The organism is Kitasatospora sp. NPDC085464, from assembly GCF_044541955.1.
Taxonomy (GTDB): Bacteria; Actinomycetota; Actinomycetes; order Streptomycetales; family Streptomycetaceae; genus Kitasatospora.
On the sequence record NZ_JBITTM010000004.1, the window covers coordinates 206,384 to 221,234 of the forward strand.

The window sequence follows — 14,851 nt, forward strand, 5'->3', positions numbered from 1 at the left end:
GCCCCTGGTCGACCCCCGCGCCCGGGGGTTGCCCGGGGGGGGGCGGGGGGGGGGGGCGGGGGCCGGGGGGGGGGGGGGCCCGCCCCCCCGCGCACGCCACCGGGCCCCGGTCACGCGACCGGGGCCCGGTTCCCGTTACGGCCCCTTCCCGCCCTTCCCGGCCCTCCCCGGCCCGGTCCCGGTTCCCGGGCCGGGCGAGGCACCCGTCCGGAGGTCACCCGTGCCGACCGAACCCACCCCGCCCGCGGCGCTCCGCACGGATCCCGCCCGTACGGATCCTGACCACACGGATCCTGACCACACGAATCCGGTCCGTACGGCACCCGCGCCGGCCGGCCCGGCACCGCGCGGCGGCCCTCCCCGGGCCGATCCCCCCGGCCCGGACCCCGCGCGGCCCGGAAGCGGGAAGGGGCGGACCACGGGCCTGCGCCAGGTGCTCGCCCTCACCCACCGCCGGTCGGCCGTCATGGCCCTCGCCGTCGCCACCAGCACGGGCGCGACCCTGGCCCTCCCCGCCGTCCTCGCCCATGCCGTCGACGCGGCGCTGGCCGGCGCGGGCGCCCGGGGCGTCCTGCCGCTGGCCGGGACGCTCGTCCTGCTCGCGGGCTCCGAGGCCGTCGGCCAGTACGCCGGCCCCGCGATCTCCACCGACGCCACCGCACGCCTGCGCGAGCACGCGGTGCGCCGGGTGCTCGCCGGCAGCCCGCTCGGGGCGCACCGGCTCCCGGTCGGCGACGTCGCGGCGCGGCTGACCGCCAGCGCCCCGCAGGCCGCCCTCGCCGCCCCGGCCGTGGTCTACTCCGTGGCCCAACTCGCCATGGCCGTAGCGGCCCTGGTGGCCCTGGCGGTGCTCGCGCCGACCGCCGCGCTCGCCTTCCTCGGCACCGCCCCGCTCGGGTACGCGGCGATCCGCCGCCAGCTGCGCCGGACCACCCGGCTCGGCGAGGGGTACCAGCAGGCGCAGGCCGACATCGCGGTCCGGCTGCTCGACGCCGTCTCCGGCAGCCGCAGCATCGCCGCCGCGCACGCGGTGGACCGCGAGATCGCGCGCGTCCTGCGCCCCGTCCCCGCGCTGTCCCGGCACGGGCGGGAGCTCTGGGACAGCCAGCGCCGGATCGCCTGGTGCTCCGCCCTGCTCGCCCCGGCGACCCAACTCGCCGTGCTGGCGGCCGCCGGAACCGCGGTGGGCGCCCACGCGCTGTCCGTCGGCGGGCTGCTGGCCGCGCTCGGCTACACCGGCATCGGGCTCGGCGGGTTCGGCGCCGCCCAGAGCCTGCTCGACGTCTCCCGGGCCCGCGCCGGGACCGCCCGGCTCACCGAGCTGCTGGACGCCCCGGTCCGCGCCCCGGGCACCCGTCCGCTGCCGGCCGCCGCGGGCGGCGGCGGACGCCTGGAGCTGCGCGGGGTGGTCGTCCACGGGCCCGGCGGCCCCGTCCTCGACCGGCTCGACCTGACCGTCCCCGGCGGGAGTTGGATCGCCGCGGTCGGTGCCGACGACGCCGCCACCGCCGCGCTCGCCGCCGTCGCCGCCGGCCTGCTCGACCCGGACGACGGGACCGTCCTGCTGGACGGCGTCCCGCTGCCCGCCGTCCACCCCGACGAGCTGCGCACGGCCGTCGCCTGCGCCTTCGCCGATCCCGCCCTGCCCGGCCGGACGGTCGCGGACGCCATCGGCCTGGGCCTGCCGCCCGGCCCGGCGGAACGCCTGCACCGGGCCGCCCGGGCGGCCGCGGCCGACGTGTTCGTCCGCCGCCTCCCGGAGGGCTACCGCACCTCGCTGAGCCGGGCCCCGTTCTCCGGCGGGGAGCGCCAACGACTGGGAATCGCACGGGCGTTGGCCCGCGACGCCCGGCTGCTCGTGCTGGACGACGCGACCTCCTCCCTGGACGCGGCCACCGAGAACCGGGTGCTGCAGGCCCTGCGGGACGAGGCCGGCGACCGCACCCGGCTGGTGGTCACCCGGCGGGCCGCGGTGGCCGCCCACGCCGACGCGGTGGTCTGGCTCCGCGCGGGCCGGGTCCACGCGCAGTCCACGCACGAAGCGCTCTCCGGCGTGCCCGCCTACCGGGCCCTGTTCGGCGGCGGCCCGCAGGACTGACGCGGTCCGGCCTCCCGGGCCTCCGCGCGCCCGCCGCCCTTCGCCGGCCCGTCACCTGCTGCCCCGTCACCCGCTGCCACCCCCGCCACGTCACCCACGGCCCGTCGCCCGGGAAGGTGCCCCGATGCCCCCGTCCACCGCTCGCCGCCCGGAACGACCGCACCCGCCGGAACGGCCCCACCCGCGGGATCGACCGCACCGACCGGCCCTGCACCTGCTGCGTTCCGCACTGGCCCGGAGCCGGCCGGCGGTGCTCCGGCTCCTCGCCTGGTCACTGCTCTCGGCGGCGCCGGCGCTGGTGTCGGGCAAGGCGCTGGCGCTGGCGGTCGACCGCGGCTTCATCGCCGGCCGGCCGGCCCAGGCGGCGGGCTGGCTCGCCCTGTTCGCCGTGGTCTCGCTGGCCGGCGCGTGGGCGTCACGGCAGGCGTACCCGTGGCTGGCCGAGGTCGTCGAGCCGATGCGCGACCGGCTGCTGGGCGGGGTGGTGTCCGGCATGCTCCACGACGCCGCGGCCGCGCCCGGGCGACCGGACGGTTCGGGGGCGGTCGCGGTCGCCCGGCTCACCCGCCAGGTCGAGGTGGTCCGGGACACCGTCGCGGGACAACTGCTGGTGGTGTCCCACTTCGCGCTGACGGCGGTCGCCGTGGTGGCCGGCAGCGCCGCCCTCGCCCCGGCCGCCGCCGCGCTGATCGCGGGCCCGCTGCTGCTGTCGCTGCTCGCCTTCGCGGCCCTCGCCCCGGCCACCGCCCGGCGCCAGCGGGAGGCCTTCGCGGCGGAGGAGGAGCTGGCGCGGTCCTGCGCCGACGTCCTGCGGGCACTGCGCGACCTGGTCGCGTGCGGCGCCCGCGACGGGGCCGAGCGCGAGGTGCTGGCCACCGTCGCGGCGAACGAGGCGGCCAGCCTGGCCCTGGCCCGGCTCGCGGGCGCGCGCCGGCTGATCGTGTCCCTGGGCGCGCACCTGCCGCTGCTGCTGGTCGTCCTGGCGGCGCCGGGCCTGGTCGGCCGGGGGCTGACCCCGGGCGCGGTGGTCGGCGTGCTGGCGTACCTGACGGGCACGCTGGAACCGGCCCTGCGGCTGCTGGTGCAGGGCGCCGGCACCTCCTGGCTCCGGCTGGCGGTGGCCGCCGACCGCCTCGCCGGGGCGAGCCGTCCGGAGCCCTCCGCGAACGGAACGCCCGGCGACGGAACGCCCGGCGACGGTACGCCCGGAGACGCAGCGGCGGCACCCACCGGCCCCCTCCCCGTGGACGGTTCGGTCGTGCTCTCCGGCGTCTGCTTCGCCTACGGCGCCGACGCGGACCCGGTCCTCGACCGGCTCGACCTCGCCCTGCGCGACGGCGAACACCTCGCCGTCGTCGGCCCGTCGGGCATCGGCAAGTCCACGCTCGCCGACGTCCTGGCGGGCGTCGTGACCCCGGACGACGGCCGGGTGCTGCTCGGCGGGGTCGCGCCCGCCCGGCTGACCGGCCCGGACCTCGCCCGGGCCCGGGTCCTGCTCCCCCAGGATCCGTACGTCTTCACCGGGACGGTCGCGGAGAACCTCCGGTGGCTGTCACCGCACGCCGCGACGGCGGCCGTGCTCGACGCGGTCGACGCCGTCGGCGCGCGGTCCCTGGTGGAACGGCTGGGCGGACCGGACGGGCACCTCGCCCCGGCCGCGCTGTCGCCCGGCGAACGCCAGCTGATCGCGCTGGCCCGTGCGCACCTCTGCGAGGCGCGCCTCGTCATCCTCGACGAGGCGACCCGTCACCTCGACGCGACCGCGGAACGGCGGGTCGAGCAGGCCTTCCGCTCCCGGCCCGGCACGGTCGTGACCATCACCCACCGGACCGGCCCGGCCGCCCGCGCGGACCGGGTTCTGTTCCTGGACGGGTCGCGGCCCCGGCTGGGCGCGCACCGCAGCCTGCTGGCCGAGGTGCCTGCCTACCGCCGGCTGACCGGCGAACCGGAACCCGACGGGCTCACGGCGCCGCCCTCCCGCGGGAGCTGACGGAGCGGGCCGGGGTCAGCCGGGGCCCGCCGGCCCCGGCCGCGCCCGCCGTTCAGCAGCCCGGCCGGATCGTCAGCTCGCTCAGCGTGCCGTCCGCGGGGAAGTCCAGCACCCCGACCAGGGCCGCGGCCACGGACTCCGCGGCGAGGCAGATGTCCGGGTCGTACGGCAGGCCGAGCGCGCCGTGCAGCCGGGCCTGCATGGGGGTGTCGACCTCCCCCGGGAAGACCGTGGTGACCCGCACGCCGTTGCGGTACTCCTCCGCCCGCAGCGACTCGGCCAGCGCCCGCAACGCGAACTTCGAGGCCGCGTAGCCTCCCAGACCGGGCGGCGCGTGCAGCCCTGCGCCGGAGTTCACGAACACCACCCGGCCCGCAGCCGCCCGCAGCGCGGGCAGCACCACGCGCGTCAGCTCGGCCGGGGCCACGCAGTTGACCGCCAGCATGCCCTGCCACACCGCCGGGTCGAGGTCCGCGACCGTGCCGGGCTCCAGCGTCCCGGCGACGTGCATCAGCGAGTCCAGCCGTTCCGGCAGCTCCTGCTTCCCGAGCGCGGCCGCCAGCGTCGTCGGCTCCGCGAGGTCCGCCGCCAGGGTGCGGCTCCCCGGGAACCGCGACCGCAGCTCCTCCGCCCGGGCCTCGTCCCTGGCCAGCAGCCAGAGGTCCTCGCCCCGCTCCGTGAGCACCCCGGCGACCGCCGCGCCGATTCCCGAGCCCGCACCGGTGATGAGATGAACGCCCATGCCGGCCCCCTTACCCACCGTGACCGCGTCGGAACGGCGATTTCCCGCCGTCCTGGCAGCCGGGTCCGGAAGGCCGGAGCCGTCACCCGGTCACTCCGTCATCCCGTCACCCCGTCGATTCGTCACGGGTGTTCGGAGGAAGCGGCGGGCTCCCGCTGCGGGCGCTCCGACGGCCGGTACTCCCACTGCGGGTGCTCCCGCGCCGCCCACGCGCGCTCCACCAGGCCGGTCCGCATCCCCAGCCGTGACTCCCGGTCCGCCACCGCCATCCGCACGTGCCCGGCGACCACGGTGGCGATGGCCAGGGCGAACCAGTCGTGGACGAAGGTCGCCCCGGTCCGCCAGGCCGGCGGCGACAGGTGCGTGAGCCACATCAGCAGACCGGTGCCCAGGATCACCAGCATCGATCCGAGCGTCCACTGCGCGTACAGCTTCTGTCCGGCGTTGAACTTGCCCGCCGGGCGGTGCGGTTCGCGCCTGCGCACGGCGCGCAGCCAGGCCCGGTCCGCCGGGGTGAAGCGGCTCAGCCGGGTCGCGTCCGCGCGCAGCGCCCGGGAGGTGAGCCCGAGCAGCAGCGGGACCGGCAGCGCCAGGCCGCACCAGACGTGCACGGTCACCACCAGGTGGCGGCGGCCCACCAGTTCGGCCAGCGGCGCCAGGTAGAGGCAGGCCGCGCTCGCCAGGCAGACCAGCATCAGGGCGGCGGTCGTGCGGTGCACCCAGCGCTCGGCGCGGGTGAAACGGAGGACCAGCTCAGCTCGTCGGCGCATCGTCCCGCCCGTTCGACCGGCCGACCCAGGCGTCGACGTCGTAGCCGTTGCCCTCCCAGTAGCCCGGGCGCACCGCGTCGGTGACGGTGATGCCCGAGAGCCACTTGGCGGACTTGTAGAAGTACATCGGTGCGACGTAGAGCCGCACCGGGCCGCCGTGGGCGTGCGTGATCGGGGCGTCCTGCAGCTTGAGCGCGACCAGCACGTCGTCCCGGCGGGCCTGTTCCAGGGTGAGGCTCTCGGTGTACGTGCCGTCGAAGCAGCTGAACGACACCGCCCTCGCGCCGGGCCGCACCCCGGCCGCGTCCAGCAGGTGCGCGAGCGACACCCCCTCGAAGGGCGTGTCCGGGACGCGCCAGCCGGTCACGCACTGGACGTCGCGGACGAGCCGCTGCTGCGGCATCGCCTGCAGATCGGCGAGCCGGTGGCTCGTCGGGCGCTCCACCAGGCCGTCCACCGTCAGCGTGTAGGTCTCCGCGGTGCGGGTCGGCACCGAGGAGGCCACAGAGTAGTACCGGAAGACGCCGCCGCCCGGCAGCAGCCCGGTCACCCCGGTCGGGTCCGAGGCGGTGACGGCGTCCTGGGCGCGCTGGAGGTACGGGCCGGCCGCCACACCGGCCGCGCCCAGCCCCAGCAGGCCCAGCACGACCCGGCGGCCCACGGGTGTGCCCTCGGGGCGCTCGGTTCTCTTCACGGCCCGATTGGACCAGGTCGAAGCGGGTGGGCTCAACCCGCCCGACGCCTCCGGCTGCGCCGGGCCCGCGGACCTCTCCGGTGCCCAGGGCAGCGCGCTGCGCGAACTCCAGCGGCAGGCCGCCGTCCTGAGGGCGCAGGGGCCGCTGCCCTCCGGCTGGGCGGCCGCGGCGGTCCGGCGCGCCTGCGCCTCGATCGCGGCCGCCGCGGCCACGGCGGGTGCACGGCCGACCGGTTGGCCCTGACCCCGGACCACGCCGGGGCTCCACCGGTGCCCCGGCCCGAACCTGAACTCCCCCGGTAGACCCGGCCCGCTGCGGGGATCAGCCCGCCGCGGGCCGCTCGGCCACCGGGGCGGCACCGGAGCCGGAGCCCGCCAGGGTGACGGGCAGACCGGACTCGATGCGGCTGAGCAGCCGGCCGCCGTGGACGCCGGGCGCGTCGAAGCCGCGCAGGTCGTCGGGGTCGTCGTCGGCGCCGGCCAGGACCTCGGGCACCAGCACCGTTTCGGCGGGGCGGGGCGGTTCGGCGGCGGAGTCGGCGAGGTAGGCCGGTGCGAGGACGGGGCCGTGCAGGGTGCCCGCGACGAGGTCGGGGGCGAACTCGGCGGACAGCACCGTGACCCGGGCGTGCAGGTCCCCGTGGAGCATCACCAGCTTGTCGGTCATGTGGCCGACGAAGGCCTCGACGTGGACATCGCCGCGGACGAGGAGTTTGGCGTCGCCCTCCAGGTAGACGGCGGCCGCCCGGAGGTCGCCGAGGACGATCAGCGCGGGGCAGCCGTCGTCGGTGTTGAGCACGGCGCCGGTGACGTCGAGGTCACCGTCGACGATGTAGCCGGTGCCGTCCGGCTCGGCGGCGTCGAGGTCGAGGTGGCCCTCGATCGCCAGCGCACCGGCGTGGACGTCGTACTGCTCCTCGTAGAGGTTCTCGTAGGAGGAGCGGGGCAGGCCGCGGCGCTCGAAGAGGGCGACGGCCTGGTCCCAACTGTGCGGTGCGGTCGTGAGGTTCATGGGACGAACTGTGCCATGCGGCACTGTCAGCGGAGGGCGCCGAGGAACGGCTCCGCCCGGTGGCGGGTGCCACCGGGCGGGTCGATCGGACGGCGCGACCAGCCGGCGTGACCGGCCGGCGATCAGGCCGTCGGGGCGAGGGTGCCGTCGAAGGTGGCGGCCGCGAGGCCGAAGGACAGCGTCATGCCGATGCCCGAGGTGACGGAGATGGCGCGCACCCCCGGGGCCAGGTCGCGCACCAGCAGGGGCCCGCGGGGGCTGCTGGCGTAGACGCCCTGCCAGCGTTCGAGGACCCGCAGGCGCTCCACGCCCAGCACCCGGGCGACCGCGTCGGTCAGCAGCTCGTGGGTGCGCTCGTCGACGAACGGCGTGGTGGTGGCGTCGTAGTGGTGCGAGTCGCCGACCAGGACCGTGCCGTCCGGGAGTCGGGTGAACATCACGTTGGCGCCGATGTCCAGCAGTTCGCGGCTGTGGCCCAGGACCTCCTCCCGCAGCAGGGCGGCCGAGGGGCGGGAGGTGAAGGCGTCGTAGCGGAGCATCGAGGTGGCCGTCAGCACCGCGGAGGAGGTGCGGAAGCCGGCCGGGGCGGCGGCCCGTGCCATGGTGAGGCGGCAGCGCTGGATCCCGTGGCCCTCGGCGATGTCGGGGAACAGGTAGTCCAGGTCGTGGCCGACGCAGATCAGGATGCGGTCGCCGTGGACCGGCCCGCGCGTGGTGTGGACCGTCCCGGGCTCGACGCCGGTGACGGCGGTGCCCCACAGGACCCGGCCCTGCGGCTGCTCGGCCACCCAGCGGGCCAGGCCGGGCGCCGCCTCGCGCGGGTTGACGCGCAGGTCGGCGGGCAGGAACGCGCCGCCCACCAGGTCGCCGGCGGCATCGTCCGCGCGGCCGAGCAGCGCGGCCGTCCGGGCGGCGGTGCGCAGCTCGACGGCGTCGCCGCCGCGCTCGTCGCGCAGCTCCTCCAGGACGGCCGCCTCGGTCGCGGACCGGGCCACCACCAGGGTGCCGGCCTGCTCGGCCCAGATGCCGACGGTTTCGGCGGCGCGCAGCCAGCCGGGCCGGGAGCGCTGGGCGAGGGCGAGCAGGCCGCCGTCCTGGGCGCTGATGCAGCAGTGGCCGAAGTTGCGGACCGAGGCGCCGACGGGCTGCCTGTCGCGGTCGACGACGGTGACGGACAGCCCGTTGCTCAGTGCCTCGAAGGCGTGGGCGAGGCCGATGATGCCGGCGCCGACGATCACCACGTCGCTGCGGCCGGGCGTGCCCGGTGCGCGCGTACGGGAGGAGGCGGGGGCGGTCGTGGGTGTGGTGCTGCTGCTCATGGCTCCAGGTTCCGGGGTCGTCGGCATCGCCGTCAAGACATGTATGTACAAGTTACCGTCTGTTCACCCGCGCGACGACCTCGGGCGAGAACCCTCCACCAGGAGAAACGACCAGGTGGGCCCGCCTTGAGAACTTCCGCCGTCGGGTGTCATAGTCGACTTATGAAGACAAGTGACGAGCTTCCGCTCCACCAACGGCTCGGCGCCGAGTTCCAACGCCGCATCGAGTCCGGCCAGTGGCCCGAGGGCCTGCCGGTGCCCAGCGAGTCGCAGCTCTGCGCCGAGTTCGGCACCTCCCGCGGCCCGGTCCGCCAGGCCCTGGCCATGCTGCGCCACGAGGGCAGTCTGGTCGGCGGCCGCGGGAAGCCGCCCGTCGCCCGCCGCACGGCGCCCTCCCAGCCGTTCGGCACCTTCCTGTCCTTCACCCAGTGGGCCCGCACCATCGGCCGCGAGCCCGGGCAGACCACCGTCGAGGTGGCCCGCCGCCGGGCGACCCCGGAGGCGGCCGCCCGGCTCGGCCTCGCCGAGGGCGCACCCGTCGTCGAACTGGTCCGGCTGCGACTGCTGGACGACGTCCCGGCCATGCTGGAACGCTCCACCTTCGTCCACGAGGTCGGGCGCATCCTGTTCGACTTCGACCCGGACAGCGGATCCGTCTACGAGGAACTGCTGCGCCGCGAGGTCGACCTGCACCGCGCCCGGCACACCATCGACGCCGTCGCCGCCGAGCCGCAGGACGCCGAACTCCTCCGGATCGCCGTCGGCGCCCCGCTGCTGCGCGTCCGCCGGCTCACCACGTCGAGCCGGGGCGTGCCGCTGGAGGACGCGGACGACCGCTACCTGCCCGCCATGGCCACCTTCACCATCGAGAACACCATCGAAGGCCGAACCGTCATCGGCCGCTACCGCACCGAAGAGGACTGACACCGTGATCGAGCTCGCCGTCCTGGACATGGCCGGAACGACCATCAACGAGGCGGGTGCCGTCTACCGGGCGCTGCGCACCGCCGTCGAGCGCAGCGGAGTGGCCGTCACCGAGGCCGACCTCCAGACCTGGATGGGCACCGACAAGCGCGAGGCCATCGCCGCCCTGGTCCGCATAGGCGGGGGCACCCCGACCCCGGAGCTCGTCGAGGACGGCTACGCCGCCTTCGCGGAGTTCCTGCGCGAGGCCTACCGGGCCGCTCCCCCGCAGGCCATCGCCGGTGTCGAGGACGCCCTGGCCGAGCTGCGCCGACGCGGCATCAAGGTGGCCCTGACCACCGGCTTCAGCGACGACGTCGCGTACCCGCTGCTGGAGTCGCTGGGCTGGTCCACCGGCGAGGGCGGCAACCTCGACGCCGTGGTCACCTCGGACGAGGTCCCGCGCGGGCGCCCGGCGCCGCACATGATCCACCGGGCGATGGAGAAGACCGGGGTGATCGACACCCGCCGGGTGCTGGCCGCCGGCGACACCGTCGTCGACGTCGAGGCCGGCGCCAACGCCGGGGCCGGCGTGGTCATCGGCGTCCTGACCGGGGAGCTCGGCCGCGACGACTTCGAGGGGCGCCCGCACACCTACGTGCTGGACAGCGTCGCCGACATCCCGGCGCTCCCCGAGGCCCGGCCGACGGCCTGACCGCACCGCCCGACCCGGCCGCCGTGACCCCGCCGCCGTGATCCCGCCGCCGTCATCCCACTGACCGACCTCACCGCCGGGTGAGCCGCTGAAGCCGTGAGCCGCCGGGGCGTACGCCCGGGCGGCTCATGCGTCGGTCGGTGGGGCTGCGGCGGCGGCCGGCCGGGACCGCCGCGGCGGACGTCCCGTCAGGACGGGCTGGTGGCCAGCAGCGCGGTGGTGGTCACCTTGTTGTCGCACTCGGCGAAGAGGCCGTCGTCCAGGGCCACCTGGTGCGCTCCCGCGCCGCCCGGCAGGCCCACCACGAGGGTGGGGTAGGCGACCGGCGTGGCCCCGGAGTCGCAGCCGCCGTCGCCCTCGCCCTGTACCTGGACGAAGGTGAGCTTCACCCAGGCCTTCCCGCCCGGGGCCACGCGGACCGGGGTGGCGGTACCGCTGTGGGTCACCGCGAGCGGGGCGTTGTGGTCCGGGGAGCCGTTGGCCGCCCCGGCGACGGTCGGGAAGCCCTGCAGCGTGCACGGGTGCGCCGAGGTGTTGGTGAACGCGACGATCGCCGCTCCCACCCCGGTTCCGTCGGGGCGCTGCTTCGCCTGGTGGGCCTCCACCGTCAGGTCGGTGGCCGCGCAGGCCGCGGCCGTTCCGGCGGACGGGGATGCGGTGGCCGGCGCGGTCCCGGTGGCCGGCGCCCCGGACGCCGTGGCGCCCTTGCCGGGGGCCGGGTGCGTGGTGCTCGGCGCGGTCGGGGCGGGGGCCGGCGCCGTCTGCGTCACGGTGGCCGCCGCGGCCGGCGCCGCGGCCGGCCCGGATCCGTCGTTCCCCGGCCCGCAGGCCGTGACGAGCAGGGCGGCGGTGGCGGCCGAGACGACGGCGACCGCGGCTCTTCGGGTCTGCTTCCGGTACTGCGTGTCCTGCATGGTTCCCCCGAGGGACGAAGATGGAGCGGTGCCGGCCCTTGCGGGCACCTGCCCCGTACACACCGCCGTTCCGGTGCCGGTTCCCGGAGCGCGCGGGTGTGACAGGACGGTGACGGAATCGGGAGACCCCCGTCGCACGGTGACGACCGGTCGGGCCCGTCCGCTCCGTCCGTCCCGTCCCGTCCCGTCCCGTTCTGTTCCATTCCGTTCCGTTCCGTTCCGTTCCGTTCGGATGATGAGACCCCGTCACCGGCCGGTGCGCCCGCGCACGGAACCGTCCGGCACCGGGCCCCGGGCTGCGCCCGGCGGCTCCCCCGCAGGTCAGCGCGGGGTCAAGGTCCGGTCAAGGGTTTCGCCGGGCGCGCGGCGGGGGCCTAACCTGGGGCCGCTTCATACAGACACCTCGTTCGGTGAGGCGTCTTCACGGACACAGGCCACTGATCCCACCCGTCGAGAGACGCTCCGGATCAGGACAGGTCTCCCCGGCCCAAGGGGTGACCCCAAGTGGCTTCCCGTCGCTCGCGACCAGGGACACGCCGTGGAGTGCCAAAGCTCTGACGAGTGGGGGTGCACCCGGCGGTGACGCCGGTCTCCCCCTGCCGTGCCGCCGCGACGCCGATGCGCGGCCGAGATCGGGAGGGAGGCGTGATGGACGGAAGTCCTGGCCATAGTCGGCCCATTCCCGTGCTGTCCTCGCCGTCCTTCCGCCGTCCGAGGCGCCCCCTCCTGCCCTGACCGAACCGGTCCGGCCCCGCCCTGCCGTCCCGTCCCGCGCGGGACGCCTCGGCGTGCGCCCGGAACCGCCCGCGCGGTCGGGGCACGCGGTGGCGTGCCGTCGGGCGGCCCGCATGCCCCGAACCGTCCGGGGCGAGGGGGTCTTTCCTCGTGGCTGCCACCACCCTGTTCACGTCCGCCACGGCCCGGCTGCGCGACCGCACGGTCGACGCCGAGCACCGCACCACGGTGTCCCGGGCCGTGCGTTCCTCCCTGGTCTCGCTCGCCGGGCTGATCGGCGGCACGGTCGCCAACCAGGCCGGCGAGGAGATGGGCCGGGTCGTCGACGTGGTCGCCCGGCTCTACGGGCCGGAGCCGTACCCGCCCGTCACCGGCCTGATCATCCGGATAGGCCGCCGCCGCGCCTTCATCGCCGCCGACGCCGTCGACCGGATCCTGACCGGCCGGGTACGGCTGCGCACCGCCCGGGTGGACCTCCGGGAGTTCAACCGCAGGCCCGGCGAGGTGCTGCTCGCCCGCGACGTGCTGGACCATCAACTCGTCGACGTCGACGGCGTGCAGGTCACCCGCGCCGCCGACCTCTACCTGGCCCCGCTGGCGGCCCGCACCGTCCTGGTCGGCGTCGACGTCTCCCTGCCCACCCTGCTGCGCCGCCTCGGCCCGCGCCGCTGGCAGATCCGCCCGACCCCGGAGCGCGTCCTGGACTGGCAGTCCGTCGCACCGTTCGGCGAGCAGGCCACCCACGGGCCCGCCGAGGTGCGGCTGCGCGCCTCCCGTTCCGCGCTGCACCGGCTGCGCCCGGCCGACCTCGCCGACATCCTGGAGGACCTCGGCCGCCACGAACGCCAGCAGCTGCTCGGCTGGTTGGAGCCCGAGCAGGCCGCGGACGCCCTGGAGGAGATGGAGCCCGCCGAGCTGGAGAACCTGCTCCGCGAAGCCCCGCCCGAGCACGCCGCCCGGCTGGTCGACGAGATGGAGCCCGACGAGGCCGCCGACGCCCTGCGCGACCTCGACCCCGGCGAGCGCGAGAACCTGCTCGCCCGGATGACCGCGCCCGGGGCCGCCGAGCTGCGCGCCCTGCTCACCCACCGCGAGGGCACCGCGGGCGGAGCGATGACCACCCTGCTGGTCACCGCCCGCCCCGCGCACACCATCGCCCGGGTACGGGCGGAGCTCGCCGCGCAGGCCGACCACCGCACCGACATCGACGCGGTGGCCGTGCTGGACGACGACGGCCGGCTGCTCGGCGACCTCCCCCTGTTCGACCTGGCCGTCGCGGAGGACACCGCGGTGGTCGCCGATCTGGTGGCCTGGCTGGCCCAGTTCGGCCCGCCGGTGACCGTCCCGCCCGACACCCGGCTCGCCGAGGCCGCCGATCGCCTGATCGCGGCCCGGGCCACCTCGCTGCTGGTGGTCGACCACACCGGCCGCCCGCTCGGCCGCGTCCTGGCCGACGACATCCTCGACACGCTGCTGCCCGAGCGCGGGCGCCTGCACTTCCGGAGGCTCCTCAAGTGACCCGCGACCTCGACACCCGCCCGGACGGCGGCAACCGCGCCGAGTCCGGCACCCGCCCGGACAGCGACACCCGACCGGACGGCGCGCACCCGGCCCCGGCGCCGTCCGCCCCGGCCCGCCGCCGGGGCATCCGCCGGCTGGCCGCCGTCGCGATGATCGCCGGCCCCGGCCTGGTCGCCGCCAACGCGGGCAACGACGCCGCCGGCATCGCGACGTACGCCAGCGCCGGCTCCCAGTTCACGTACGGCACGCTGTTCTTCATGGTGCTGGTCACCGTCGCGCTGGTGATGGTGCAGGAGATGGCGGTACGCCTGGGCGCCCACACCGGCAAGGGGCTGGGCGCGCTGATCCGCGAGCAGTTCAGCCTGCGCCTGACCGCCCTGGCGGTGTTCTGCCTGCTGCTGGCCAACACCGGCCTGGTGGTCAGCGAGTTCGCCGGGATCGGCGCGGCGTTCGAGCTGCTCGGCGTGCCCAAGTGGGCGGTCGTCCCGCCGGCCGCCGTGCTGCTCTGGTCGCTGGTGCTGTTCGGCTCCTACAAGTGGGCCGAGCGCATCTTCCTGATCATGTCGCTGGCGTTCTTCGCCTACCCCGTCGCCATGGTGCTCGGCAGCCCCGACTGGGGGCGGCTGGGCGAGCACCTGGTCGTCCCGCACCTGGAGCCCGGCAAGGACTTCATCCTGCTGGCCGTCGCGCTGATCGGCACCACCGTCAGCCCCTACATGCAGTTCTACGCCGCCGCCGGGGTCGTCGACCGCGGTGCCAAGCCCGCCGACTACAAGCTGATCCGGGCCGACGCCGTGCTCGGCGCCGTGTTCGCCTGCGTGATCAGCCTGACCATCATCATCGCCACCGCCTCGGCGATCGGCGGCAGCGGCCCCCTGGAGTCCGCCGCGCAGGCCGCCGAGGCCCTGAAGCCGGTCGCCGGGCACGGCGCCGAGCTGCTGTTCGCCTTCGGTCTGATCGGGGCCTCCGCCCTGGCCGGCGCCGTGGTGCCGCTCTCGGCCAGCTACGCCGTCGGCGAGGCGGCCGGCGTCGAGCGCTCGGTCTCCCGCAGCTTCCGCGACGCGCCGCTGTTCCTCGGGGTGTTCACCGCCCAGATCGCCCTGGGCGCCGTGGTCGCGCTGACCCCGGTGGACGTCATCCAACTGCTGATCGGCACCCAGGTCCTGCAGGGGCTGATCAGCCCGATCGTCCTGGTCTACCTGCTCGTGCTGACCAACCGCCGGGCCGTCCTCGGCGAGGCCGCCAACGGTCCGCGCTACCGCATCGCGGCCACCGCCGTGGTCGTCGGCGTGGCCGCCATGTCGACGATCCTGCTCGTCCAGACCGTCCTCGGCTGGTTCGGCCTCGGCTGAGCCGGCCCGCGCGGGCCCCGGTCGTCAGCGGCCGGCGGCGGGCCGCCGGACCCCGCCGCGAAGACTCCGACGGATTGTCATGACTG

General features: G+C 76.4%; 13 protein-coding genes and 1 riboswitch. Of the genes, 7 read left to right on the forward strand and 6 right to left on the reverse strand.

Going from position 1 to position 14,851, the window contains the following annotated elements; genetic code table 11:
* The first annotated feature begins 433 nt into the window (after positions 1-433).
* Both ACIGG8_RS05380 and ACIGG8_RS05385 read left to right on the forward strand, forming a co-directional pair.
* Complete coding sequence (locus ACIGG8_RS05380; protein ID WP_396545938.1) at positions 434-2,098, forward strand: ATP-binding cassette domain-containing protein; 1,665 nt, start codon at positions 434-436, stop codon at positions 2,096-2,098.
* Between the two features lie 250 nt (positions 2,099-2,348).
* Positions 2,349-4,088: an ATP-binding cassette domain-containing protein gene (locus tag ACIGG8_RS05385; protein ID WP_396545939.1), complete on the forward strand. Its 1,740-nt coding sequence runs from the start codon at positions 2,349-2,351 to the stop codon at positions 4,086-4,088.
* A gap of 52 nt (positions 4,089-4,140) precedes the next feature.
* On the opposite strand, the gene ACIGG8_RS05390 is transcribed toward ACIGG8_RS05385, so the two are convergent.
* From ACIGG8_RS05390 to ACIGG8_RS05400, 3 genes are all read right to left on the reverse strand, one after another.
* Entirely contained in the window at positions 4,141-4,830 is a 690-nt protein-coding gene (locus ACIGG8_RS05390) for an SDR family oxidoreductase (RefSeq protein WP_396545940.1), read from the reverse strand.
* A gap of 122 nt (positions 4,831-4,952) precedes the next feature.
* The gene (locus ACIGG8_RS05395) at positions 4,953-5,600 is read right to left on the reverse strand and encodes a cytochrome b/b6 domain-containing protein (RefSeq protein WP_396545941.1); all 648 of its coding nucleotides are present in this window, start codon (positions 5,598-5,600) and stop codon (positions 4,953-4,955) included.
* Positions 5,584-6,330, reverse strand: coding sequence for a molybdopterin-dependent oxidoreductase (locus ACIGG8_RS05400; RefSeq protein ID WP_396545942.1), 747 nt, complete (start codon positions 6,328-6,330; stop codon positions 5,584-5,586). Before ACIGG8_RS05400 ends, ACIGG8_RS05395 begins: the two co-directional genes overlap by 17 nt.
* Here ACIGG8_RS05400 and ACIGG8_RS05405 point away from each other — a divergent pair.
* Positions 6,302-6,538, forward strand: coding sequence for a hypothetical protein (locus tag ACIGG8_RS05405; RefSeq protein WP_396545943.1), 237 nt, complete (start codon positions 6,302-6,304; stop codon positions 6,536-6,538). The two genes, ACIGG8_RS05400 and ACIGG8_RS05405, sit on opposite strands and share 29 nt — an antisense overlap.
* Before the next feature lie 78 nt (positions 6,539-6,616).
* On the opposite strand, the gene ACIGG8_RS05410 is transcribed toward ACIGG8_RS05405, so the two are convergent.
* Entirely contained in the window at positions 6,617-7,306 is a 690-nt protein-coding gene (locus ACIGG8_RS05410) for a hypothetical protein (RefSeq protein WP_396545944.1), read from the reverse strand.
* 122 nt (positions 7,307-7,428) lie between these two features.
* The gene (locus tag ACIGG8_RS05415) at positions 7,429-8,625 is read right to left on the reverse strand and encodes a TIGR03364 family FAD-dependent oxidoreductase (protein WP_396545945.1); all 1,197 of its coding nucleotides are present in this window, start codon (positions 8,623-8,625) and stop codon (positions 7,429-7,431) included.
* 162 nt (positions 8,626-8,787) lie between these two features.
* Here ACIGG8_RS05415 and ACIGG8_RS05420 point away from each other — a divergent pair, with 162 nt between their 5' ends.
* Together ACIGG8_RS05420 and ACIGG8_RS05425 are read left to right on the forward strand one after the other, a co-directional pair.
* Positions 8,788-9,549, forward strand: a complete 762-nt coding sequence (locus ACIGG8_RS05420) for a GntR family transcriptional regulator (protein ID WP_396545946.1) — start codon at positions 8,788-8,790, stop codon at positions 9,547-9,549.
* A gap of 4 nt (positions 9,550-9,553) precedes the next feature.
* On the forward strand, positions 9,554-10,243 hold the full coding sequence (locus ACIGG8_RS05425; RefSeq protein WP_396545947.1) for a phosphonatase-like hydrolase: 690 nt from the start codon (positions 9,554-9,556) through the stop codon (positions 10,241-10,243).
* Positions 10,244-10,431: 188 nt separating this feature from the next.
* Here the strand turns inward: ACIGG8_RS05425 and ACIGG8_RS05430 are convergent, their stop codons facing one another.
* Positions 10,432-11,157 carry a DUF4232 domain-containing protein gene (locus ACIGG8_RS05430; RefSeq protein ID WP_396545948.1) on the reverse strand — a complete coding sequence of 242 codons (726 nt, stop codon included), beginning with the start codon at positions 11,155-11,157 and terminating at the stop codon, positions 10,432-10,434.
* Positions 11,158-11,552: 395 nt separating this feature from the next.
* A riboswitch (M-box (ykoK) riboswitch) is annotated at positions 11,553-11,731 on the forward strand.
* A gap of 311 nt (positions 11,732-12,042) precedes the next feature.
* Between ACIGG8_RS05430 and ACIGG8_RS05435 the strand changes: the two genes are divergently transcribed.
* Together ACIGG8_RS05435 and ACIGG8_RS05440 are read left to right on the forward strand one after the other, a co-directional pair.
* A complete protein-coding gene (locus ACIGG8_RS05435; protein WP_396545949.1) occupies positions 12,043-13,410 on the forward strand; it encodes a magnesium transporter MgtE N-terminal domain-containing protein in 1,368 nt (455 codons plus the stop codon).
* Positions 13,407-14,765 carry an NRAMP family divalent metal transporter gene (locus tag ACIGG8_RS05440; protein WP_396545950.1) on the forward strand — a complete coding sequence of 453 codons (1,359 nt, stop codon included), beginning with the start codon at positions 13,407-13,409 and terminating at the stop codon, positions 14,763-14,765. The genes ACIGG8_RS05435 and ACIGG8_RS05440 overlap by 4 nt, the downstream gene beginning before the upstream one ends.
* Positions 14,766-14,851 lie beyond the last annotated feature (86 nt).